The organism is Nostoc sp., assembly GCF_036917235.1.
Classification (GTDB): domain Bacteria; phylum Cyanobacteriota; class Cyanobacteriia; order Cyanobacteriales; family Nostocaceae; genus Nostoc.
In genome coordinates this window covers 23,095-48,237 of record NZ_JBALDU010000090.1, presented here as the reverse complement: position 1 = coordinate 48,237, position 25,143 = coordinate 23,095, and the positions used below count along the sequence as shown (strand labels likewise).

Here is a 25,143-nt window from a genome sequence, read left to right as displayed (position 1 = left end):
AAAGGTACAAATAATTTGGAATTATTGATTTTTTAGAAATCCCTATCAACGCTTTTGCTTAGAATTAGCAGGAAAGGGTATTCCCAAAGATTTATGAAAATCTTCCTGAACTTTGCGAGTTAAGCGGCGGGAGACTTGGCGGACAATTTGATTAAGTAAGCGATCGCCAGTAGATTGAATTATAGACTTGGGTAATCGCTGAATAAATCGGGGAAAGTGAAGATAAACTATTAAATCCAATTCCCATTCAACTTTTGTAACTTCGCCAATACTACTGCAAGCATCGTTTCCGATTAACTGTAGAGATGCCCGATAATCTACGTCATAACCAGGCGGCTGGTAGTCAGGAATGGGGATTGTACGGATGCGGTAAATACCCTCGTCTGGGGGCAACAATTCCAAACCTATTTTCGGTTCTACTTCATAACCAAAAGAACCAAAACGACCAATTGTTAAAGCATAGCCATTTTCCCCAAGTGATTGTACCTTCATGGGTTCAGCACAGCGCGAAAACCATGAGGCGTGAGAATTGAGATACTCAGCAACCTTCTCTACTGGGGCACCCATTTCCATACAATCTTGATAACGACCGTAAAATTTTGTGAGCGTCGCTACATTTGGTTCTGTTAATGTGTCCTCGGCTTCTTGGCTGGACGCTACAGGTAAAACTGCTTCTGTTATTTCCCAGGATTTATATTCGCCTTTTCTTGAAAGCATAAATGCATTACTGTATATTTTGGCGTTAGTCTATATTAATGATTCCCCACATACCTGGGTCATTTCGCATTCAGATCCCATTTTGACCGAAACCTCATTAATCTGCGATCGACTCCATAGAATTACTAAAATAAAGAACTGAACAAGCACACAATAGTTTCCCAGGATAGCATTTATCATGAAAGCATTTGTAGCAGGGGCAACAGGTGAAACAGGTCGCCGGATTGTGCAAGAATTGATCGCGCGGAATATTCCCGTCATAGCCCTGGTGCGGGATATAGAGAAAGCTAGAGCTATTCTGTCTCCTGAAGCCGAATTAGTGGTAGGTGATGTATTACAACCAGAAAGTTTAACTGCTGCCTTGGGAGATACCACAGTTCTTTTGGTTGCGACTGGGGCAAAACCTAGCTTTGACCCCACTGGCCCCTATAAAGTGGATTTTGAAGGGACTAAAAATTTAGTAGATGCAGCTAAGGCAAAGGGAATTGAGCATTTGATCTTAGTTTCTTCTTTGTGTACTTCCCGACTTTTCCATCCGCTGAACTTGTTTTGGCTAATTTTGTTGTGGAAAAAACAAGCTGAAGAGTATATTCAGAAAAGTGGTCTTACTTATACGATTGTGCGGCCTGGTGGGTTGAAGAATGAAGACAACTCCGACCGCATCGTGATGCAGAGTGCAGATACGCTATTTGATGGTAGTATCCCCAGGCAGAAAGTCGCCCAAGTTGCTGTTGAGGCGCTGTTTGAAGCAGATGCACGCAATAAAATTGTCGAAATTATTGCCAAACCTGAAGCAGCCTCAAAAAGTTTCAAGGAGCTATTTCAGCAGTGCTGATATTTCACAGGATTTTATTGCTTCTGTCTCTTAATTCTCATCCCCAAGATAATCGGCTCACATCTTTATACAAAAGTGATGCCTACAAACTTTTCAATTAGCTTGCATTATCTAAATTAACCCCGCCTTTGATTCAACTCACAAAAGCGATCGCTCTATTTTCCCTGCAAGGGCTTGTTCCCAAATCGGCAGATCCTCCGGTCGGTCAACATCAGCTAAGGGCAACAAGTCCACGTATGATAAATTAAGTTTCTGGGCAATATCCACGGTTTTCTGGAATACTTGAGCAGTTCCCCACTCGATGTTAACGAATAGCTCCGGGATGAGTTGGCGCAAACCAATTAAGTAATATCCACCATCGATCGCAGGCCCAAGTACGAGGTCAAAAGCGTATAACTTCTCAAAAGCTGTTGCTAAAATCTGGGCATCCAGTCCAGGACAATCTGTACCAATGATAATTACTTTTTCTGCACCAGATTGAAAGGCATCGAAAAGCGATCGCCCCATCCGCAAACCTAGATCCCCTTCACCTTGAGACTGGTAAACCAAATCCAACCCCAGCCAGTCTTGCATAAGTTGCGAATCGCCACCCGCAAACCGCACTTCTACAGATATGTCAATGGCTTTTTGCAATTCTTGAACCTGAAATATTGTATGCTCAGTCATTTCCCGTTGAAGATTGGCAGCACCAACATCTCCCAAAACAGGTATCAATCGGGTTTTTGTCCTACCTGGTTCTGGATAGCGAGTGAAAATAATCAGGTGTTGTTTTGGGTTTGCTGGTAAGTTAAGCACAAAATACCTTGTTTGACAATTAAAAATATCTTAATAGCAATACTTATCGTTTTCATTAGCTCTAGTGCGATCTTTTCCCGTTCGCATAGCCCCCAAAATTGTAGAAACATAGACACAACGTCTAGCTTTACCACCATTCAAGCTGTAAAAGGTTATCTGTCCTAATCCGCCTACTGTACACTGATTTCCAATTTCAGAGATAGGACAACCGTGATAGTTAAATAAAACTCGCCACATTTGCTGTGAAGTATGTTTTTGTAAAGTTGTCTCCTTTTTTCCTTTATTGTTTTCCTCTTCATCAATGCGAATGTTTGGCTCAAGATTATGCCATAGATTGCCATTGGTTTTAACACTATCAGGAATGAATTGTCCTGCCTCTGCTTGATGAACTGCCCATTGCACGACACCATTTTGTATGCGAAAACTGGTTTGTCTAGTCAATTTATCTTTAGTGGCTTGGCTTTGTGCTTGGCGCATAGCATAATAAACCTCATTTTGGGCAGTCTTGAGACGGCGAGTGTCCACAAAAGCCAGCCAATTGGATATTCCGATCGTAGCTAATATACTAATTAATACAATAACTACTAACATCTCTGGTAAGGTAAAACCACTGTTAGAATGATTATTCTTCAAGAAATTTTTTGCATAAACTAAAGACGGTAGATGCACTAGGCTATCCATTTTTATTCTGAGATTTTTTCAACTACCTCGCTGTTAAATAATTTTCAATTTGTTTAGCTTTTTACTTCGCGCTGGTTAGTAATATTTTCGAACAACGTAGGTATTAAAATGATTATGAAAATTTTTAATAATAATTTTAAAGTAAAATTTATCCGCTGAAGTCTTGAAGAATTATTCAGAATATAATTCCATAAGAATTTAGCGGCAGTTAAAGCTTTTTGTCGATTAAACGGCTTTTGTAGGGCTTTGCATGTCAGGTATTTATATAAATTTGTCAAACTTAGATTCCAAGTACTCTTAAGTGCTAAAGGTCTTTTCTTATATGCTCTCTCAAGCACTTGCAAGCAAGCTTGTTCTTGCCTTATAAGATTAGAAGAAACGGAATTAGCACTTATTCTGTACAATATTTGTACAGATGGTACGCATACAAAATCAAACTGGCAAGCTAATCGCAACCACATATCCCAATCTTGAGCAGCACTTAGAGATTCATCAAATCCACCTAATTTGATTAAAGCTTCTCTACGAATCAAAGGATTGGAGCCATTCTCTAAAAAGTTTGTCAACAATAACTTTTGATAAACGTCTCCATTGGCTGTAACGTGTGTACCAGAGAGTACTATTTCACCATTTTCATCGATATAATCAGTCCAACTGTAAGCAACTGTCGCAGTAGTGTTTTCTTGCAAAGCCTGTAACTGAGACTGAAGCTTATCAGATGTCCAAAGATCGTCCGCATCTAAGAAACTAACAAATTCTCCAACTGCAAGCTGTAAACCTCGGTTACGACTAACGTTTCCGCCAGCATTGGTATAGGAAAATATTTTTATTCGGGGATCTTGAATTTGTGTAACAACATCTAAAGTTGAGTCTTCTGAACCATCATTAATTACAATTAATTCTAGGTCATTAAAAGTTTGATTTAGAACAGATTGAATTGTTTTAGTAATAGTATTCTCACTATTATAAGCGGGGATGATTACAGAAGTTTTCGGCAAATGTTTACTAGAGTTAATCATTTTATAGGGCTAACTTATTTTTTAATCCTTTGCGCAAATTAGATTTTAAGTAGTAAAAAGGACTCATCATACTAGCCAAGTAAAATTCCATTTCAAAAAGTGCAATTAAATTACTGTTTAATTGCCCTCTATAGTGAATACGGTGCTTTAATACTCGGCGTAAATTTCCTAAAATAGTTTTCATAAACACTATTGGTTTTTGCCAAGTTTGAGTATTTATCAAGCTTAATTGGAAAATACACAAGCCACAACCGCGTGCCAGAGTTAAGAGATAATCTCTTTCAAGTCGCCAATGTGGTATCTGATGATAAGTGTGCATGGTAGGGTTATACCAAATTTGCCAGCCTGCATAATGTATGTAAAGCAATGGTTCATAGTCATCACCCTGTACCAAAATACCAGGCAGCTTCCCACTTAAATTAGGCCGCTGTGGTACATTTTCACGCCATACCTGTTTCCGAACAACAAGCGCCGCACCAGGAGGAAGTCTTAAATTATCTGCGTCAAACAAATATGGATTTGAACCATGTTCTCTAATAGCTAAAAAAGCTTGAATTCTTTCAAAATTTTCTGGCGGGTTTACTTCAAAATCACCATGAATCTGTCCACTCCAAGCACCTGCTTGAGGATGTTTTAATCCAAAAGTATATGCTTCTGATAACCAATCAGGAGCAGGTAAATTATCATCATCTAAAAATGCAATTAGCTGCCCCTTGGCTTCACGTACTGCTCGCAATCTCGCAAAAGCTGCTCCCTGTTCGGGTTCTAAAAAATATCTTAAATGACAGTTTCCATTATATATTTTTTGGTAGTTTTGGATAATTTCAAATGTATTATCAGAACTATTATTATCTACAATAATAATTTCCCAGCTAAGTTTTTCTACTCCTGTCTGGGTTAATAGTTTATCCAAAATTTTAGGTAAACGGGTTGCTCCATTGTATGCAGGAATGGCTACGCTAATATCTAAATCTTCAGCTTTTAATTCACTCATAATACCTAATGTTTTAATAATTTATTTTTTAAAGTATCCATTTTTCCAAAGATAAAAAGGACTAATGAAACTACTTAAAAAAAGTTCCATTTCACAAGTAGCTACCAAATCATCTTTTAGATTAGTTCGATATTTGAGTAAGTGTAAGGTGATTTTACGCAAGTCATTTATCATATAAGATAAAAGAGCAAATGGTCTATATATTTGTTTGATATTTACCATTCTCGTTACATAACGGCTAAGTCCAATCCCTCTGAAAAATGGAATCAAATAATCTTTTTGCAAACGCAATTTTGGTATTTTGTGTGATATTTCCATTTCTGGATTGTACCAGATTTCCCATCCTGATTTTTGGATGTAAGACAACATTTCTAAATCTTCACTGGTAAGCATATTGCCTTTAACTCTACCAGTTAAAATAGACTTATCGGGTACACTTTCTAACCATGCTTGTTTACGGACAACAAGTCCGGCGGAAGGGGGTAGTAATTTTTTAGACGCTTCATATAATAGCGGTAGATTACCGCGTTCTGTAATTGCTAAGAATGGAGCAATTCGCTTAAAGTTTTCCGGTGGTTCTACTTCCCAATCTGGGTGAATCTGGCTGCCATAAGCTCCCGTTTTGGGATATTTTTCACCAAAAGTATAAGCTGCGACTACCCAATTTGATACTGGGTAGTTGTCATCATCTAGAAAACCTATGAGTCTACCTTTAGCTTCTGCAACTGCCCTTTTTCGCGCATAAGCTGCACCTTGTTTTGCTTCAAAGCAATACTTTAAAGGGTAAGGACATCGCCAATCTTTTTGATAGGTTTGAACAACTTTAGCTGTATTATCAGTGCTGTTGTTGTCTACAACTATAATTTCCCAAGATAAATTTTCGGTATGAACTTGATTTTGTAGTCGTTCTAGTAGTTCAGGCAAACGACTTTCACCGTTATAAGTTGGGATAGCTACAGTCAAGTCAAGGTTCTCAGTCATTATTCCGAAAAGTATATTTTAATGATGACGCTTTTTATTATGTTCAGGCAATGGCTAATTTATCAATGGCTCTTAAATAACTCTATCAAATATTAAAACTACACATGATGTTTCAATTTTGCTATCAATGTGCAGTTTTATGTTCAGCAATATTACCTATTTTTAAATAAATAGTGGTATTTAAATTACTTAACTGCAATTATTATCTTTTGCTGTCAGCATTGAGCCTAAGAGAGTTTTTACAATGACACATCGCTTTACGCTACTAGCCGATGCAGGATTTGCAGAGCTTGGTACAGCTACCACTATTTTTAACCCAGGTGGCTCTGTACCTGCTGCTACTGTTCCAAAGTTATTTGGCAGAGTTAGAACTCCCATATAGTCAAAGGTAATTTTTGCTGATGTACTTAAAGGGTATGATACAGGAGAATTAATAGTAGTATTAGCAATGTTTTCTCCACTAATATTTCCGCCCAGCAAAAATTTATCAGAATTAGCTCCCACATCGCCCCCTAAAGGTTTCCATGTCCATGTGGCAGTTGCTGCATCGCTACGATAAATAGCAACCTCTACATTTTGGGTTGTGCTATTTCTCTGAAAACTGACACTGTAGCTAAGTTTTTTGTTTTTAGCTTCACGTTGTGCTTGTTGCAGTGCGGCGAAAACGGCGTCGTTAACCTTATTTATCCGTTGCCGATTTACAAAGGCAGCCCAACCAGGAGCTGCGATCGCTGCTAAAATTCCTACTAACAGCACTACTACTATTAACTCTATAAGACTAAATCCAGCATCTTGTTGATTGTAGCCATTAGTAGAGGGTCTATTTGCTAAATATTGCTGTTTTAGCTTTGTTTTTTGGCTGTGCAACTGCAAAGAATCTAATAGTTTTAAACTAAGAATATTCGGCATACTATCCTGCTTTTATTAATATTTATCAAAGATAGAAGCTATTTGGTAAAAATGAAGCTGCTTCCTTGAACTTTAATGTTTCCACTCGGAAAATAACTAGATTTGATTTGCGCGTAACGTGCTTTAGTTTCATCTTGTATTAAACGAGCTTGTGCATTACCCCTTAAATAAACTTCCGCAGCACTCCTATTATCTGCGCTAACTGAATCTACACAAGCATAAAAGCCTCTTCTAGCAAGGTTTGCGACTGCTGGAACTTGACTAAAGCCAGTAGAACAAGTCACTGTTGCTGTAGCTGTTGGAGTTTCCTGTGCTGTTGTTGTTTGATCTATAAAATCAACCAACACCACAGGAACTTGATCGAAACTCCCCCCTCCTGCCCAACTATTCATTTTTGCTTGTAATGTTATGCCTTTTTGTGACAAGTCAAATGGTTTAAAACCTTTATCTGGACATGGGAGATATTTGTCGGTTGCAGCAAATCCAGAGCAAGCACCTGCTGTCGCAGCAGTATTTGGAACGCCATCTTTAATTTCCCATCTAGCGATGCGTGCAGCGTTAGACCAAGTAGTATTAGTGTCTTTAATTAAATAGTAGGCAACTAATGAGTAAACAAAAGTATCATCTTTTTGAGTGCCTGTAATTGTAATTGCTTGATTAATTAATTCTCGTTTCCAAAAAACAAGCACAGGAACTTTATCTGTTCCGTTAGGTAGTTGATTCCCAGTTGTACCTGCATTTGGACAAGTGTTATCGGTGCTAGCATCAACAGTACCGCTTAGACAAGCAATTCCAGTAGCATCATAAATATATATCGCTTGTTGGAGATCGCGAGTAATATAGTCAAGCGCTGCTTTAATTTCTTGCTCAGAGGTTGCTTTGGCTTGTTCCTGACCATCAGTGTTTAAAATACTGATCATAAAACTTAGTAACGGCGTAATTACTAAAAATGCAATAAGCATAGCCACCAATAATTCAATCAGGGTAAAGCCACTATTTTTGTTTTGCTTGTGAGAGGGTTTTAGCTGATTACTTAACAGCCACCTCAATATATTCATTTTGCTACAGGTTCTCCTTAGTGACTGATACTGAGTCATGAAATTATTTAGTTTAACGGGTTAATTATGGTTGACAACCACCAAGGCGATCGCACAAAGCGCTATACGAGCTTTGACCCCTGACAATTTCAGTTGTCATTTCTACTAGTGGTGCTTTGCGATCGCCTAGTCCCCCTGTGAATGTTGCTGCTGTTTTTCCACTGCTACCCGCAGTTAAGGTACCAAATTGAGCATCTGAACGATATACCCGAATTCCCAAACGATAGCCTTGACCCTTATCAGCGTCACTATTTGTGACAGCAACGCGAATAGCCTGAATGTAAAATAGATCGCTAGTACAGTCGGGATTAGCAAGGCTGCCATTTTTGTTAAAGCAATACAAACCAGTGCTAGCAGTAGGAGCTAACGTACTACTCAATAAATAGTCACTGCTTGAACTGGATACATTTCTAGTTGTGCTAGCAGCCAGTGTAACGGTGATTGTCGGATCTGAGATTGTTTTAGACTTAATAGCATCAATAAAGGCTTTAGCCGCTCCTGTTGCCAATTCTACCCGTTTAGCTTGCACACGAGTTGCTGTTGACATTACTAGGACAGGTGCGATCGCTACCAACAAAATGGTAACTACGAGGATCGCCACAAGCGACTCAATGATCGTAAAACCAGACTCGTTAGACTGGGCAGATAATTCTTGTAGTTGGCGTGGGTTCATACTCAATTCCTCAATAAAGCTATGTTTTACAGCAATTTGCGATCGGGTGTAATACACTCGTAACCTCCTTTAAACCTCTCCCCTACAAAGAGAAGAGGCTTTGAATTTTACCCCTTCCTATCAGCGAAGGAGACTAGAGGATTAGGTCTGTTAACGTGGTCTACTCACCCAAAAAGTGCTGTAAAAACTCTCATTCAGACACTTTAGGATGGTTGGAGTTCGCAGCTAGTAGGACGTTCAGTTGCAGGTAGCGCAAATTTGAACTTGCGGTCAGGGGCCGGAGGGGTAGTAACAGGGGTAGAGACGATGGTGCCAAAGTAGGCGCTGGGCGCATCCTCAAACCCATTCCCTGCATTCGCATTTTCATCTTGGACAGCACACAAGAGAGTTTTCACCCAAAGGTCATCGCGGCCTACTTCTCTGAAGTATTCATTCGGAGGATCTGCTGCTGGAGTTACAAAGCGCTGGGCAAATAAGTCGGGGTTTTGCGCTAGTAACGCCACATCAAAACCCCAGTTACGGTTAGGAGGCATATAATAAGGCGCTTCCCCAGCACCATTATTAGTGAAAGTACTATCTGATGTGTAACCAGGTCTTGTAGAAAAGAGAGTTCTGAAAAATATACTGTCAATATTGGCAGTAGAAGAAAGAGAACTAGGGGTAGAAGAGGTTGTAGCAACAGTTGTTGGTCCTGGTCTGACGAGAACTTGGAATGGTGCGCTAGCATAGATACTGCGTTTAAATTGGATGAATGAACCGTTGATATTGGCATTAATCCCATTCCAGTTTTCTAAGAAGCGCACAAAGTTATGCAAACCCCCGTTAATTTCGTAGGTAGTTGGAGTTGAACCCCCGCTAATTGAATTCACACGAGCAGGAGTGTCACCAGAAGCAATTACTAGATTAAAAGTTGTGTCACTTGCCAGAGACAACCATCTAGTATTTTTAACAAAACTAGATGATGATGCTATGTCGGTGTAAGTCTTTTCAGTATCGTCAACATCTGTGGTTGTTACCTGTAATTGCAATACAGGCTCTAATAGTGGTTGAAAAGATCCATCTCTTGTGAATGTTGTCGTGCTTCCAGGAAAATCCCTAAGCGAAGAAAGCGAAGCAGCTGGTACTTGGGGATACCTGTAAAATAGACGAATATTATTTTTGTAAATTATATCGCTGCCGCTGAATCCTGGTGCCTTAGTAGTATTAATATCTTTGGTGGTTGCAAACCAGAGGGCATTATTTGCTGGTTCGGGTAGGCTGCCATCACTAAATTGAGCTACTACTTTAACTCCTCCTACTGTTGTTATGCCTAATGCAACGGGAGTAATGTTACTCTGGCTAAGATTTGTACTAGTTATGACAACATTAGTGCTAGTAAGCAACCTACCAGAACTATTTCGTTTGAACGCAACCCGGCGGGCAAATCTTCTAAAATCAACGTTTGCTGATTGGGCAGTAGTACCAGCTAAGAGTTTGTCACGCTGTGCATTTGCTGGAAGATTATGAGATTGTATTGATCTATCGCCGTCGTAACCAATATACCAATCAGTTTCTCTACATTCCGAAACTGGTATTTTGAAGCACATTTCCATTACATACTCTGGGAAACTCCCTCGTCGTTGAATGGGCGTGACGAAGTTGTTCAGGTAAGAACTGTTGTTCGGATTTGGAACAAGACGAGTAGTATTATTAAAGTCGTTTGTAGTATCGTTTGGACCACCCTTATAGTACGTATCATCATTAGATGAAGTGAAGAAATTAGATGAAGTAACAAAGTTGTTATTCCAAAAACCTGCCTTCAATCGATTCAATACGGTGTCAGCATCACTCACTTGGTGATTATTTCGCAAGTCGTAATCACCCTCGTTGCGGAAACCTTCACGAAAGTTACCAGACAGCAAGGTGACAGCATCGGCAATTACTGATGCTGGTCGCCAGGTTTCGCCTGTTGTGCAATTAGGTAGTCTAGAGTCATTAGGCCGACAAGCAAAGTCAGGATCGCGATTTGCCGCAGCACGAGTGTAAAATTTAGTATCGTAAGTACTAGCACTGGGAGCAGGTAAAAGATCCGCACCTTTAAATTCTTGTTTCGTATGCAGATTAAAATTGCCCTTAACATACGCTGGTAGCTCGGTTGCTAAAATCAAGCCTTTTTCTTCCGGTCTGTAATCAGTCAGACGACTCAAGTCACTGCCATTAATCAACATGATGGCATTGGGTCGGCGTTCTGGGTCGAGCTTGTAGTCACTGGCGCTGATATTATCACTTGTTGAGTCACTGCGATCTTTCTGAGCATCATCACGAGAGGCATAGATAATGCCGCTATTAGGCAATAGATATTCCTTATCCGCTGCAACGCCGATTGCTTGTGTGCGAAGCAGACTTAAATCTATGGTGGTAGCACGAATTTCTAGTGGCTGACGCTGTTCAACTTCTAGATTGTATTTTCCAGTTAATGCATCACCTTTATCTATAGCCTTAATTTGTCGGGCATCAAGAAATGCAATTTCTTTGATTGCGCCATCAGGAACGTAGGTAGTACTCCTAGTCAAAGTGCCATCAGCAATTTGGATTGCACAGATGGTAGAGTCAATTGCTGATTGCTCAGAGAGAGTGAGTTTGCTAGTTGTCGCTTTGGCCAGTGCTTGCCGTAGTAGAGGATTAACAAGGCGGCCATTGGGAAATACCAAGTTGGCTTGATATTTCAAGCGATTTAGCAAAGTTATACCAGTGTTAGTCACATCATCAGCGTTAGCCCCAGGTGTTAAAAAACCATTGGTATCTACTGCTTGTCCTCTAGTTATACCATCAGATGCAGTAGCGGGAGCAGCATAAACAATCCCATTGTTGGATGCTGCTACTGTTGTCAAATCAAGGGGATTATAGGTGTTTGTAGTTGCTGTTGTCTGATTGGTAGGGTTGTAGTAGCTACTTACACAGGCCATTGGTGTTTGATAATCGTCTGGTGTACTCGCCTGAGGATTGTAGGAATTAAAATTGTAGTGATACACTACCGTGGCACGCATTACCAAATCACCACGTCTTTGTTTACTCGCATCAAGAGGATCGGTCGGATCGGGTACAAGCATAGGCATAGTATCAGGCCAGATTACTGTGCCAGCATTTTCGTTGACTCCTGATGTACCTGGATCGTTAGGCACTGTTGTTGGACGAGTAGGTAGTCCAGAACCTATAAGCTTGTATATTCCAGTACCAGTAATTACCCTCAATCCACCGACCACATCAAGGGGATTAGATCGGGGTGAAGCGGCTGAAATTTCCCAAAAACCATCACGTCCTGTTACCCCTAAATCTGATAACTGTCTGACGCGAGTGCTACGAGTTCGATCTTTGGTAGTGCTACCTGTCCACTTCACACCAGTGATGGTTTGGGAATCATTCTCTCCTACAAAGTCTCCTTTTGTGCTATCCCATATAAGTTCAGGCAGGTTGTTGCCTACTACGATGCGATCGCCTAACTCTGTTTCTATTACAGGAGTATTATCTACAACGTCTGGATCTCTAGTAGGTAGTTGCGCTGTATTTAGTGTTAGTGTTGTATTAGCATCTGTTGGATAAATCCAGGCATCCATTGGACGTAGCGTATTAACAGAACCTTTCATAAAGGTTGCTGCATCTGTGATATAGTCGTACTCAGTAGTGCCAGTTTTTATGATAGCAGAAGTACCATAAGGAACTTCTAGAAATGGTACACGCCTAGTACGTTTACGGAACCAGTTTTCTAATTCTTCCTTGCGTACTTTAGTCGCATCTAAACTTGGATCGTTTAGAGTCCGGTTAGTTATATTAGTTCTGATTTCTTGAGGGTCAGTAGTAGCAGCATTGTTAAGTTGTGCCTTCACTAATAAGTCTATACGTTGAGCATAAGCCTGAGTGTTATAGGCAATGTCATTCGAGTTATTTGAAGTGGTTTTATTAGTAGATACTAAAGTTTTATTTGTAGTAGGCGCACCATTTTCTACAAATAAATCTACATATGTTCCACCTGTATTACTTGTACTGATTGGACTACTAGTTGCAATATTGCCGCCAATAACTATTTTGCCATTTTCTCGTTCGTAATAACAAGAATACCTACTACTGACCTGAAATAGGGTTATATCTTTATCGCTTTTAGCAGTAAATAAGTTACTGTTGGTAAAGATGCGCCCATTGAGACGGAATCTAGGTCCTGGTGTAATATCTAAGTCATCTTCGTAGACAACAGCATTATTAGTAATAGAAATTTGACTACGATCTTGTTGCATTTCTAATGCAGAAAAGCCTTTATTACCTCGATACTTCTCATATTTGGTTGTATCAAGAGAAGTAGCTTGAGCAATATCACTAATGGGAACTGTTACTGCATAAACGAAAAAGCTTTTTTTCAATTCGCCTGTTGGTAGTTTATACCAACCCGAACTACCTACTAAGCTGGCACTAGTATCACCAGCTACGTCACAAGCTCCACCTGCCTTAGCTGGTAGCATAGGAGGGGTTCTAGCATCTAATGGGCTTCTATTTCGGAGTGTACCAGTTTGGGGAGGAGTGCGGAAGTAGATTCCATAGAGAATAAAGCTATCAAATTTACCGTTATTATCTGTATCGGCAGGAAATTTCCAGGCTGTTTGTATGTTTTCTTGATTTTCTAAAGCCATACTACTAGCTGCTTCAATCTTCGGAGCTAAAGTACTTTTATTAAGGTTATAAGCCAGGGTTATAGGAGTTTCATCACCAAATGTATAGACAGAAAGTTTATTAACTAAGGTATTGTATAGGGTTAGATTTGATGGTACAGAACGTGGTAAAGTCGCGTCGGCAAACAGTGCACTTATTTTGGCTTTAGCCCTGTCTAATGCAGGGGTAGCAGCTTGCATTGTTGCTTCATTCACGCGGACATTACTAGCATTTTTAGAACGCTCAAAAGACCGAAACAAAATTGCAGTTGTTAACAGTACGACTACCAAAAGTACCATCGCCACTGTTGGCAATACAAAGCCAGAATTAACCGAACCGCGTCTTCTTTGAGTCCCAGAGATAGTTCGCAAAAGCCAAATAATTTGCTTATTGATTGCAGATAAAAGCTGCTTGTTAATTTGTCTGAAGTTTTTTTGAATTACCTTGAATAGCTGGCGTTTTCGAGACATATCTGCTTCCTGATCGAGTAGATTATAGCGGATTTTCTATTTTTTCAAAGTTTCACTCATACCTATCAAGTATTTCTACAGACATTGGATGAGACGATATTTATCTAACTACTTTATTTGGCTTTGCTAACCTCCAAACAAAGTAGCTATAAAAAAGATAATTTATTAAAGTTATATCATTTATGAATTGTTCATTTTATCCGGTAAACACTGATTTTTTCAGAATTATTTAGCTCCAATCTGATAAATCATAAGAGTATTACTTCACAGTATATTTGCGTAAATGTGTTTTATTTGAAGACAAATTTATGAAGATGTTATCAACAGAGTATGCTTATAATACCCATCTGTTAAAGGAAAGATATCAGTTAGGTGCAAAATAATCAGATGTGCTGCTTAGATTTTCGACTTCTTTAATTAAGAAGTCGGGAATTTTGTTGTTGACATTGCTTTGATTAATAATTACTAATTACTCATTAGTACGGCTTGGCGTAAATCCCGATACCACTTTTAAAGGCAAGCAAGCTTCTGCCACAAGGTACGAGAAATTAGTACCTTGTGGCAGAAGCTACTAGGCATCATAGATGCAACACGCAGTCACATTAATCTTAAAAGGGTGGGTTAGAAACCGCAACTATATGGGGTTTACCCACATCCGTGGGTTTCAAACCCTCAATTATTACTTAGACTTTGTTTCTGTATCCAAGCCAGTTTGGTCTTCTCCCTACAGCCCTTTGGGTACGTCCCGTTGAGTGAAGGGGGAGACGCTAGGTGCTATGTAGCAATCTGTGGTAATGACACCTTCACCAGCATTTTTTTGTTAAAAGACAGACCGGTTTCATTTTTGTCGATGATAATTGTGTCTCCAGAGATAAAAGTATTTTCCAATAATTTGGTAGCGAGGGGGTTTTCTACTTCTCGCTGAATTGCCCGTTTGAGTGGACGCGCACCGTAAACTGGGTCATAGCCTGATTCGACAAGATGATCGCAAGCAGATTGGGATATCTCAAAGAAGATTTTTTGCTCGCGCAGGAGATTTTCTACCCGTTTGAGTTGAATACGGATGATCTGCCGCATTTCTGTGCGATTTAGTGTGTGGAAGAGAATAATATCATCGACGCGGTTGAGAAATTCGGGGCGGAAATGCGATCGCAAGTTTTCCATTACCCGTTTTCGCATCGTTTCATACTCGGAATCATCACCAGATACATCTAGGATATGTTCGCTACCAATGTTACTGGTCATGACAATCACAGTGTTGCGAAAATCTGCTGTACGCCCTAATCCATCAGTAATGCGACCATCATCCAACATTTGCAGAAATATGTTAAATACATCTGGGTGAGCTTTCTCAACTTCATCTAACAACACTACGGAGTAAGGCTTACGACGAACAGCTTCAGTCAGCTGCCCTCCCCTTTCAGAGTCTACATAGCCTGGAGGAGAACCAACTATTCGCATGACAGAATTCTTTTCCATATATTCCGACATATCAAGTCGAATGATGGCATCATCAGAATCAAAGAGAAACTGAGCTAAAGCACGGGCGAGTTCGGTTTTACCCACACCTGTAGGGCCCATGAACAAAAATGAACCAATAGGACGAGAGGGATCTTTCATCCCCGCACGGGCGCGGCGAATTGCCGCGGCTACTGCTTCTACAGCCTCTTCTTGCCCAATGACTCGTTGATGCAAATGACTTTCTAATTGCAGTAATTTTTGTCGTTCCGATTCCAACAAGCGATTAACGGGAATTCCTGTCCATTTGGCGACGATTTCGGCAATATCAGCTTCGGTAACTTGTTCTCGCAGCAACGTGGAACCTTGATTTTGAATTTCTAAAAGGCTCGCTTCTTTGGCTTCGCGATCGTGCTGCACTCCCTCCAATTTGCCGTACTTTAGTTGTGCAGCTTTATTTAGGTCATAAGCACGTTCTGCCTGTTCAATTTGCACTCGCAGCGCATCTTCTTCTTTCTTTAAGGCGCTTATAGCCTCCAATATCTGCTTTTCACCTTGCCATTGCTCATTAAATATTTGCTGCTTTACCGTTAAATTGGCGATTTCTTGTTCAATCCGCTCTAAACGTTCTTTCGTTTGGGGAGTACCCTTTTCTTCGCCAGCTAATGACAGCTTTTCCATTTCTAACTGCATGAGGCGGCGATCAATGGTTTCCAATTCCGCTGGTTTGGAGGTAATCTCCATTTTCAACTGTGCTGCTGCTTCATCTACTAAGTCAATAGCTTTATCTGGTAAAAAGCGATCGCTAATGTAACGTGCTGATAAAGTCGCTGCTGCTACCAAAGCAGAATCAGAAATTTTGACGTTGTGATGCACTTCATAGCGTTCTTTCAACCCCCGGAGAATGGAAATAGTATTTTCCACACTTGGCTGATCGACAAACACTTGCTGAAAGCGGCGTTCTAGGGCGGCATCTTTCTCAATGTGTTTGCGGAATTCGTCGAGGGTAGTAGCGCCAATACAACGCAGTTCTCCCCGCGCCAGCATTGGTTTGAGCAGATTTCCCGCATCCATTGCCCCTTGTTGGTTGGAACCTGCACCGACTACAGTGTGTAGTTCGTCAATAAACAGAACAATGTCACCGTTAGATTCAGTAACTTCCTTGAGAACCGCTTTTAGGCGTTCTTCAAATTCACCTCGTAATTTTGCTCCAGCAATTAAACTGCCGATATCTAACGAGATCAACTTGCGGTTTTTTAGAGATTCAGGAACATCACCGTTTACCATCCGTTGTGCTAATGCTTCTGCGATCGCAGTTTTACCTACCCCAGGTTCACCAATGAGTACGGGGTTATTCTTGCTACGACGAGACAATACTTGAATTACCCGCCGAATTTCGTCATCCCGCCCAATCACCGGGTCGAGTTTTCCCGCTTTTGCCTGTTCTGTCAAATCTCTACCAAATTTTTGTAAGGCTTCATAGCGGGATTCTGGGGTTTGATCTGTCACCTTTTGGCTACCGCGAACGGTTTTGATAGTAGCTTCGAGTTTAGGTGCATCCGCGCTAAAGCCTTTGAGTATCTTTCGTCCAATGCGATCGTCTTCAGCAAAGGCCAAAAGTATGTGTTCCACGGAAATGTAGGAATCTTTCATCCTAGCTCTAGCTTCCTCGGCTCGGTCTAGTAAAATATCTAAATTACGGCTAAGGTAAAGCTGATCGCTTTTACCAACTTTGGGCTGGCGTTGGGTAAAGGCTTCTAGCTGCTGCTGCAAGCGGATTGGATCGACCTCAGATCGAGCTAGGATACGTATTGCTAGACTAGTGGGTTCTTCTAACAGGGCAATAATTAAATGTTCAACATCTAGTTGTTGTTGTTGATAAGCACGGACTATATCCTGAGATTTAACAATCGCTTCCCAGGCTTTGTCAGTAAATTTATTCGGATCTGTAGGTTGCATCTTTATAATTTTGGAATTTTGATTTTTAGTTTAGGGATTGGGGATTGAGGCTTGGGTACTGGGGATTGGCGATTGGAAAGACTTTTACCTAGTTACTAATTTCTAGTCTCTAGTCCCCAGTCCCTAATTATCCAAACATTCTTAGCGTATATCCGCGTGTATCTCCAGTGGCAATTTAGGATTGGTAATTTTGTGATAATTTAATCGATTACCTATTTTCTAATTTAAAACTAAAACACTGTTCTGAGCGGACTTTTCCAGATGGTGCTATTTTAGTGATGTCTATGACAGGCTACGCCTACAGTCTTAGTGTTGCTAATACTGATAGGATTTACGCAGAGGAGATCCCCTAACCCGCCTAAAAAGGGTATGCAAAAAGGGAAAAGTCTCGCACTCTGTTAGGCAGACGCACGAGACACCTGTCTGCGGGAAAATCAATCTACCCGCATCTGCTTCAACTTTTCAAGACATCAGTGGGTATTTTCCTACAGCTTTATTGCCTTCAACTGAGAAGCGCTACATATTCTTAATTATAAGAATTACTGACTCACAAGTTGCTCTTGTGATTCCTGTTTAACTGCTGAACCTTGAGATCCCAGTTGAATCAGTTCAATTTTATACCCATCTGGATCTTCTACAAAAGCAATTACTGTCGAACCATGTTTCATTGGCCCTGGTTCGCGCACAACTTTACCGCCTTGATTGCGGATTTCCTCACAGGTAGCGTAAATATCATCAACTCCAAGGGCAATGTGACCGTAAGCATTACCCAATTCGTACTTTTCCACCCCCCAGTTGTAGGTTAATTCAATTACCGCATTGTCGCTTTCGTCACCATAGCCCACAAAAGCTAAGGTAAATTCTCCCCCTGGATAATCTTTTCGGCGTAGTAATTTCATTCCCAGAAGTTCGCAGTAGAACTTTAAAGATTCTTCCAGGTTGCCCACTCGCAGCATTGTATGTAGTAATCGCATATTGACCTTTTCTGTGTAATTGATTTAGTCTTATTCTCTGCCAACATTTTACCTAGCTGAAAGTCTTCAGGTAGAAATGCCATCAGGGAAAGAATTAAATAAACATTCCCTTAACCATTTTTGGTGTTGCTCCCTATCCATACAATGGAAATCTTCTTTAATCTCAGCCAATAAAGTCTCTTAAACGCCTATGCTAGCGATTGGGTTAGGCAACTGGACTGGATGCGTAACACACTCGAATAAAGGATAAATTACAGATGAGTAAATTTCTAGATACTGCCATTGAGGCGATCGCAGCCCGTGAAATTCTTGATTCTCGCGGTAGACCGACAATTGAAGCCGAAGTGCATTTAGCTAACGGTGTTGTCGGACTGGCGCAAGTTCCCAGTGGTGCTTCTACTGGCACTTTTGAAGCCCACGAACTGCGTGATGGTGATAAAAGCCGTTATGGGGGCAAAGGCGTACTCAAGGCAGTACAAAACGTCAAAGAAGCACTAGCACCAAAATTACTAGGTTTAGATGCCCTCAACCAAGAACTCCTAGACCGCACGATGATCGCCATAGATGGTTCTCCTAACAAATCTAATTTGGGCGCGAATGCGATTTTGGGGGTTTCCTTAGCAGCAGCAAAAGCTGGTGCTGAATCTCTAGATATTCCTCTATATCGCTATTTGGGTGGGCCTTTAGCGAATTTGCTCCCAGTGCCGTTGATGAATGTAATTAACGGTGGCGCACACGCCTCAAATAACGTGGACTTTCAAGAGTTTATGATTGTCCCAATTGGTGCAACTTCCTTCCGGGAAGCATTGCGCTGGGGTGCTGAGGTGTTTGCTACCCTCAGTCAAGTATTAGATGAAAAGGGTTTGCTTACTGGCGTGGGCGATGAAGGCGGCTTTGCCCCTAATCTAGAATCTAATCAGGTGGCTTTGGAATTGCTGGTTGCTGCCATTAAGAAAGCTGGTTACAAACCAGGGGAACAAGTCGCTTTGGCGTTGGATGTGGCGGCTAGCGAATTTTACAAGAATGGTCAGTATGTTTACGATGGTAAACCTCACGCCCCGGCTGAATTTATTGATTATTTAGGACAACTAGTTGACCAATATCCAATTGTGTCAATTGAGGATGGCTTGCACGAAGAAGATTGGCAAAGTTGGCAATTGCTTACCCAGAAGTTAGGTTCGCAGGTGCAATTGGTAGGGGATGATTTATTTGTGACTAACGTTACTCGCTTGCAAAGAGGCATCCAGGAAAAAGCCGCTAATGCCATTTTGATTAAACTCAATCAAATCGGTTCACTTACCGAAACCTTGGAAACGATTGATTTGGCAACTCGCAATAGTATCCGTTCAGTAATTAGCCATCGTTCTGGTGAAACAGAAGACACAACGATCGCTGATTTAGCTGTAGCAACCCGTGCCGGTCAAATCAAAACAGGTTCTCTGTGTCGCAGCGAACGCGTAGCAAAATATAATCGCTTGCTGCGAATTGAAGATGAACTAGGCGATCGCGCCGTTTATGCTGGTGCTGTGGGGTTAGGGCCGAAGTAGGGAATAGGTTACTACAGGTTACAGGTATTTCCTGTACCCTGTACCCTATCCCCTATCCCCTTTCCCCTAATCAAGGATAAAACCCCAACTTGGGCAACCCCAAAGTTTCATCCCAGCCCATCATCAGGTTTAGACACTGAATAGCTTGGCCCGCCTGTCCTTTGATTAGATTGTCAATTGCTGACATGACAATTACGCGACTTGTGCGCGGGTCAACTTCTACACCGATATAACAAAGATTACTGCCATTAGCCCACTTGGTTTGCGGGTAAATGCCGCTACCGCAGATTTTCACCCAAGGAGAGTTGCGGTAAAAGGCTGAAAAAATTGTGATTAAGTCATCTCGCACTAGACCAGGATCGCTCATTTTGGCATATACCGTTGCCAAAATCCCGCGTACCATTGGGATAAGATGCGGTGTAAATTGGATCATGAGTTCGTGACCAGCTAAGTCACTGCAAATTTGCTCAATTTCTGGGGTATGACGGTGACGACCGACGTTGAAAGCTGCTATCGAGTTGTCTGCTTCAGCTAGTAATAAGTTGGTTTGAGGCTGTCGTCCACTGCTAGATGTGCCTGACTTGGCATCGATAATAGCTGTTTCTGGTACGATTAAACCTTGCTTTAAGAGTGGCGAAAGCGCAAGGAGACTTGCAGTGGGATAGGAACCAGGACAGCCAATGAGTTGAGCTTCGGCAATGCGATCGCGGTAAAGTTCTGGTAATCCATAAACTGCTGTAGCTGCAATTGTGCGATCGCTTCTCTCTTTACCATACCAATTTGTATAAGTTGTCAAATCACTAAACCGATAGTCTGCACTCAAATCTAGTACTTTACATCCTTTTTCCAACAGTTTGGGCGCGATTTGGCAAGCCAGACCATTTGGTAAAGACAGGAAAACTACTTCACAGCGGTGAGCAATTATTTCTGGGTCTACCGCTTCTATTAGTAGGTTAGTTGCATGAGCCAGATGCGGGTAGAGATCCCCGAAGGATTTTCCGATACTGGTTTCACCTCCTAAATAAACCAGTTCAACTTCTGGATGATCCATCAGTAGTCGTACTAACTGCACTCCACCATAGCCCGACGCGCCAACAATCCCAACGGGTACGCGTCTAAATTTGCCCATGATCTGAAATCCTTATCCCATGAATGGTTAATTCGTTCTCAGCTATCAACAATATCAGCGACCAGACGCACAGCGCACAAAAGGTCTTAAACCCCTCTACTTTGTTCTGAGAAGATGGGCGAGCAAACAAACGATTATTATTCCTCATCCCCTTCATCCTTTACTGTCGCTCCACTTTATCGCCACTTTTGATGGCAAAAATTTTTGCCCCATTATCAAATCATTGCTAGTCTACTTCTCTGCCTTATAAAGGAGCTACAATCTAAAAGAAGAAATTGTTAAAAAAATTTACGTTTATAGCTGGAAATCTTTCTGTGTCACAGACTAATCCTACCCAAGCTTTTAAATTTGATTCGATTGATGCCGCTTTAGCAGACCTAAAAGCTGGTCGCGTCATTGTAGTGGTAGATGATGAAAATAGAGAAAATGAAGGCGACTTAATTTGTGCTGCCCAATTTGCCACACCCGACATGATTAATTTTATGGCGGTGGAAGCAAGAGGACTAATTTGTTTGGCAATGACAGGCGATCGCCTAGACGAGCTAGACTTACCCTTGATGGTAAGCAATATTACAGATACTAACCAAACTGCCTTTACTGTCAGTATTGATGCCGGGCCAGAATTAGGTGTCACTACAGGCATTTCAGCAGAAGACCGCGCCCGCACTATCCAGGTTACTCTCAACCCAGCCACAAAACCTACCGATTTACGTCGTCCTGGTCATATTTTTCCCATACGGGCTAAGGCTGGAGGCGTACTCAAACGCGCAGGACATACGGAAGCGGCTGTGGACTTAGCTAGATTAGCAGGGCTATACCCAGCCGGGGTAATTTGCGAAATTCAAAACCCTGATGGTTCAATGGCGCGGTTGCAGCAGTTGGTTGAATACGCAAAACGTCACAATTTAAAAATTATTAGTATTGCTGATTTAATCAGTTATCGCCTAAAGCACGATCGCCTAGTGTATCGTGAGGTGATTACCAAGCTGCCTAGTCAATTCGGTCAGTTTGAAATTTACGCCTATCGTCATACTCTGGATAATACAGAACACGTTGCAATTGTCAAGGGCGATCCAGCTAACTTCAAAGATGAGCCAGTGATGGTGCGGATGCACTCAGAATGCTTAACTGGTGACGCTTTGGGGTCTTTGCGCTGCGATTGTCGGATGCAGCTTGAAGCTGCACTGAAAATGATTGAGGCTGCTGGTCAAGGTGTAGTTGTATACCTGCGTCAAGAAGGGCGGGGAATCGGTTTGATTAATAAGCTGAAAGCCTACTCGTTGCAGGATATGGGACTGGATACAGTAGAAGCTAATGAGCGTTTGGGATTTCCTGCTGACTTGCGAGACTACGGGATGGGGGCACAAATGCTCATGGATTTGGGCATCAAAAAGATTCGCCTGATTACCAATAATCCCCGTAAAATTGCTGGAGTCAAGGGTTATGGATTGGAAGTAGTCGATCGCGTGCCATTGTTGATTGAGGCAACCGATTACAATTCCTATTATCTAGCGACAAAGGCGAAAAAGCTGGGTCATATGCTGTTACAGACTTATCTGGTGACAGTAGCAATCCATTGGCAAGATGACCCGGAAGCTGTAACGGAACGTTATGAACGCTTGGAGAAACTGCGGCATTTAGCGAAAACTAACGATCTATTGTTGCAGGAAGAAGCGCGTCCGTTAGCGATCGCTATATTTGATGAGCCATCTTTAACAGTACACTTAGGTTTCGATCAGGCAAAAGTTGCTAGCTGTGATTGGTATCAGCAGAGTGGTCATCCTTATATACAGGCAATCTTCCAAATTCTGGACAACCTCGCAACTTTGCCATACATCCAAAAACTAGAATTTCTGATTTCTTCTGGTTGCGATCCTTTGAGTAATTTACAAGTCCAACTAGATCGGCAGACATTCACCGATGGTACACTGCCTTCATCGATTAGCGATCGCTTGGAGACACAGCAAATTTACAGCTTTAGCAAATAGCCACAGACTATATTGTTTAGCGGTGCATTAGGCGCTCATGTCATGTTTTTCGTGACAAACTACATCAAAAAATGCGCCGCGATCGCTCGATGCAACGCGGTTGTCAGCCAATAATGATTTATAGAATGCGCTTCATCATCAAATATGACTCCCAGAGAATTGCTGAAAGACAGTTTTGGCTTTTTCAAGGCTGATACCGTGCTTCTTCAAATTTGCGACTGCTTTTGATTTATCCCACTCGAACTCCATGACCAGATCGTATCCGATTTAGGGAATTCTAAACAAAGAGATTTGTTTAACAGGGAGTCGTCTAAAATGCTTTGGAATACAGCTCAGTTCGATAGTTTGATTGAGCGTACAGAGAAATTTGCCCGAAAGCATCCCAATTTATATAGATTACAAGTAGCTTTGTTCGCCCTTCTGGGTTATGGATATCTACTGTTTATGCTTGTCTTTTTACTATCACCAGCAATTTTAGTACTTGGGTTGGTGATACTCAAGCAGCCTTTCAATATTTGGGCATGGTTTTATGTAATTATTATTAGTTTTCCTGGAGTTCAGTTTGCTATAGGAACTCTACCAGCTCTCTTGAGAAATAGTTCACCAATTTATGGAAAATGTCTAAGTCGCTCCCAGTTTCCAAAACTATTTAGCTTGATTGATGAATTACAAGTCAAAGTCAAAGTTACTTCCCTAAAGAAAGTTTTACTGACGGCGGAATTTAATGCTTCTATTATACAAGCTCCTAGACTAGGGATATTTGGTTAGTATGATAATTATCTTATTTTGGGGCTTCCTCTAATGGCATCTCTATCGTGCGATGAATTAAAGGCTGTTTTGATTCATGAATTAGCGCATTTGTCAGGAAATCATTCTCAATTTGATAGATGGATTTATCTGTTGCGACAAACTTTAGCAGATACCGTTAAACACATGCAGCAAGTCAATGAAGGACATCCCTCTATCTTCATTACACCTTTTGTTAAATGGTACATTCCGTTTTTTAATGCTTATTCGTTTGTACTTGCTCGAATTGATGAGTATGATGCTGACAAGTGCGCTCTTAAGTTAGCAGGATCTGAAACTTATGCTGTGTCACTTATTAAAATGCAGTTAACAAGTGAATTTGCATTGCATACTTTTTGGCCTAATCTATACCAGCAGGTAGAACATAAACCACAACCACCTGCTGATGCATACACCAAACTACTAACAGCTTTATTCCAACCCAATAACTTTCATGAAAGCTATAAGTTTCTTAAACAAGCTTTAGCTCGCAAAACCAATAATATAGATACCCATCCTTGTCTGAATGAACGTTTGAAAATACTAGGTATTACTTCAGTTTCTCAGGAACTTCTTTCACGCTGTTTTGTGCTTCAAGAAAATGCCGCAGAAGTGCTATTAGGTAAACAGGCATTACAAGAGTTTACCCTTGATTTAGATAAAGTTTGGAAACAGCAAATTGAGAGTTCCTGGAGACAACGTTATGCAGTTGTACAAGAAGTTCTGCAAGAAATAAAAATCTTGGAAGAAAAGGAAACTCAGGATAATTTAAGTTTAGAAGATATCTGGAAGTTAGCTAATTGGAGTTTAGAAGTAAACAAAGAAGAATTAGCTATGCAAAGGCTACATCAGTTACTCATCATGGATTCGGATAATGTGAGCGTACATTACTTGCTAGGACAGATTTTGCTCAAACAAGATAATTTGGATGGAGTACAGCATCTAGAAACAGCTTTAAGCCAAGATGTTAGTTTAACAAATCGTTGTCTACAAATTCTGTATGAATTGTTTTGGCAACGCAGTGAAGTAGAAAAATCTAACTATTATCGTGATAGGCTAGATGCTTTTAATGAGCAATTGAGCAAAGCTAAGAAGGAACGTTCTGTTGTGAGTCATCAAGACACTTTCTGTCAGCACGGATTAGAAAAAACTGAAATACGCAAAATTCGCACTTTGATATCCCAATGTCCTCAAGTCAAAAAAGCTTTCTTAGTGCAAAAAGTCATGAATCACTTCTCGAATATATCTTTTTTTGTTCTGGGAATTGTTCGCCACTCAAGCTTCCTTCGACTAGAGTCTAGTGATGCTGATTTAGAGCTAACAACAATTTTAAAAAAGAAACTCCAAATTCAGCACAATTGGGAGATTATAGTCGTGGCTAATGGCAATTCCAAAGTTATCAAAAAGATGCAACAAATAAAACAATCTCTTATTTATTATAAATAGTAATTTTG

At 40.9% G+C, this 25,143-nt stretch carries 19 protein-coding genes; 5 read left to right on the top strand and 14 right to left on the bottom strand.

Annotated features, from left to right (window positions below; translation table 11 throughout):
* Window positions 1–45: 45 nt before the first annotated feature.
* On the bottom strand, window positions 46–717 hold the full coding sequence (locus V7K44_RS24945) for a DUF1997 domain-containing protein (protein ID WP_334935415.1): 672 nt from the start codon (window positions 715–717) through the stop codon (window positions 46–48).
* Between the two features lie 178 nt (window positions 718–895).
* On the opposite strand from V7K44_RS24945, the gene V7K44_RS24940 reads away from it, so the two are divergent.
* On the top strand, window positions 896–1,552 hold the full coding sequence (locus tag V7K44_RS24940; RefSeq protein WP_334935413.1) for an NAD(P)H-binding protein: 657 nt from the start codon (window positions 896–898) through the stop codon (window positions 1,550–1,552).
* A gap of 138 nt (window positions 1,553–1,690) precedes the next feature.
* Here the strand turns inward: V7K44_RS24940 and V7K44_RS24935 are convergent, their stop codons facing one another.
* The 11 genes from V7K44_RS24935 to gloA all read right to left on the bottom strand — a co-directional run bounded on the left by V7K44_RS24935 (window position 1,691) and on the right by gloA (window position 18,239).
* Window positions 1,691–2,347, bottom strand: a complete 657-nt coding sequence (locus tag V7K44_RS24935) for a TIGR04282 family arsenosugar biosynthesis glycosyltransferase (RefSeq protein ID WP_334935411.1) — start codon at window positions 2,345–2,347, stop codon at window positions 1,691–1,693.
* A gap of 30 nt (window positions 2,348–2,377) precedes the next feature.
* Window positions 2,378–3,028 (bottom strand): pilus assembly FimT family protein, encoded by a 651-nt coding sequence (locus tag V7K44_RS24930; protein ID WP_334935409.1) that lies wholly within the window; start codon window positions 3,026–3,028, stop codon window positions 2,378–2,380.
* A gap of 53 nt (window positions 3,029–3,081) precedes the next feature.
* The gene (locus tag V7K44_RS24925) at window positions 3,082–4,047 is read right to left on the bottom strand and encodes a glycosyltransferase (protein ID WP_334935407.1); all 966 of its coding nucleotides are present in this window, start codon (window positions 4,045–4,047) and stop codon (window positions 3,082–3,084) included.
* A gap of 1 nt (window position 4,048) precedes the next feature.
* Entirely contained in the window at window positions 4,049–5,041 is a 993-nt protein-coding gene (hpsE, locus tag V7K44_RS24920; protein ID WP_334935405.1) for a hormogonium polysaccharide biosynthesis glycosyltransferase HpsE, read from the bottom strand.
* A gap of 21 nt (window positions 5,042–5,062) precedes the next feature.
* Window positions 5,063–6,022: a hormogonium polysaccharide biosynthesis glycosyltransferase HpsE gene (gene hpsE / locus V7K44_RS24915; protein ID WP_334935402.1), complete on the bottom strand. Its 960-nt coding sequence runs from the start codon at window positions 6,020–6,022 to the stop codon at window positions 5,063–5,065.
* Between the two features lie 189 nt (window positions 6,023–6,211).
* Window positions 6,212–6,931 (bottom strand): pilus assembly FimT family protein, encoded by a 720-nt coding sequence (locus tag V7K44_RS24910; RefSeq protein ID WP_334935400.1) that lies wholly within the window; start codon window positions 6,929–6,931, stop codon window positions 6,212–6,214.
* A gap of 38 nt (window positions 6,932–6,969) precedes the next feature.
* Complete coding sequence (gene hpsC, locus V7K44_RS24905) at window positions 6,970–7,989, bottom strand: hormogonium polysaccharide secretion pseudopilin HpsC (RefSeq protein ID WP_334935398.1); 1,020 nt, start codon at window positions 7,987–7,989, stop codon at window positions 6,970–6,972.
* Between the two features lie 64 nt (window positions 7,990–8,053).
* Window positions 8,054–8,758 (bottom strand): hormogonium polysaccharide secretion pseudopilin HpsB, encoded by a 705-nt coding sequence (gene hpsB, locus V7K44_RS24900; protein ID WP_334935396.1) that lies wholly within the window; start codon window positions 8,756–8,758, stop codon window positions 8,054–8,056.
* A gap of 146 nt (window positions 8,759–8,904) precedes the next feature.
* Window positions 8,905–13,848 carry a hormogonium polysaccharide biosynthesis protein HpsA gene (hpsA, locus tag V7K44_RS24895; RefSeq protein ID WP_334935394.1) on the bottom strand — a complete coding sequence of 1,648 codons (4,944 nt, stop codon included), beginning with the start codon at window positions 13,846–13,848 and terminating at the stop codon, window positions 8,905–8,907.
* A gap of 774 nt (window positions 13,849–14,622) precedes the next feature.
* Entirely contained in the window at window positions 14,623–17,265 is a 2,643-nt protein-coding gene (clpB, locus tag V7K44_RS24890) for an ATP-dependent chaperone ClpB (RefSeq protein WP_334935392.1), read from the bottom strand.
* Between the two features lie 539 nt (window positions 17,266–17,804).
* The gene (gene gloA / locus V7K44_RS24885) at window positions 17,805–18,239 is read right to left on the bottom strand and encodes a lactoylglutathione lyase (RefSeq protein ID WP_334935390.1); all 435 of its coding nucleotides are present in this window, start codon (window positions 18,237–18,239) and stop codon (window positions 17,805–17,807) included.
* A 257-nt stretch (window positions 18,240–18,496) separates the two neighbouring features.
* Between gloA and eno the strand changes: the two genes are divergently transcribed.
* The gene (gene eno / locus V7K44_RS24880; protein WP_334935388.1) at window positions 18,497–19,786 is read left to right on the top strand and encodes a phosphopyruvate hydratase; all 1,290 of its coding nucleotides are present in this window, start codon (window positions 18,497–18,499) and stop codon (window positions 19,784–19,786) included.
* A gap of 70 nt (window positions 19,787–19,856) precedes the next feature.
* Here the strand turns inward: eno and argC are convergent, their stop codons facing one another.
* Window positions 19,857–20,915 (bottom strand): N-acetyl-gamma-glutamyl-phosphate reductase, encoded by a 1,059-nt coding sequence (argC, locus tag V7K44_RS24875; protein ID WP_334935386.1) that lies wholly within the window; start codon window positions 20,913–20,915, stop codon window positions 19,857–19,859.
* A gap of 314 nt (window positions 20,916–21,229) precedes the next feature.
* Between argC and ribBA the strand changes: the two genes are divergently transcribed.
* On the top strand, window positions 21,230–22,903 hold the full coding sequence (gene ribBA / locus V7K44_RS24870) for a bifunctional 3,4-dihydroxy-2-butanone-4-phosphate synthase/GTP cyclohydrolase II (protein WP_334935384.1): 1,674 nt from the start codon (window positions 21,230–21,232) through the stop codon (window positions 22,901–22,903).
* A 59-nt stretch (window positions 22,904–22,962) separates the two neighbouring features.
* Here ribBA and V7K44_RS24865 read toward each other — a convergent pair whose 3' ends face one another.
* Entirely contained in the window at window positions 22,963–23,091 is a 129-nt protein-coding gene (locus V7K44_RS24865) for a hypothetical protein (RefSeq protein WP_334935382.1), read from the bottom strand.
* Window positions 23,092–23,218: 127 nt separating this feature from the next.
* Here V7K44_RS24865 and V7K44_RS24860 point away from each other — a divergent pair, with 127 nt between their 5' ends.
* Together V7K44_RS24860 and V7K44_RS24855 are read left to right on the top strand one after the other, a co-directional pair.
* The gene (locus V7K44_RS24860; RefSeq protein WP_334935380.1) at window positions 23,219–23,671 is read left to right on the top strand and encodes a hypothetical protein; all 453 of its coding nucleotides are present in this window, start codon (window positions 23,219–23,221) and stop codon (window positions 23,669–23,671) included.
* 33 nt (window positions 23,672–23,704) lie between these two features.
* On the top strand, window positions 23,705–25,135 hold the full coding sequence (locus V7K44_RS24855; protein WP_334935378.1) for a M48 family metalloprotease: 1,431 nt from the start codon (window positions 23,705–23,707) through the stop codon (window positions 25,133–25,135).
* Window positions 25,136–25,143 lie beyond the last annotated feature (8 nt).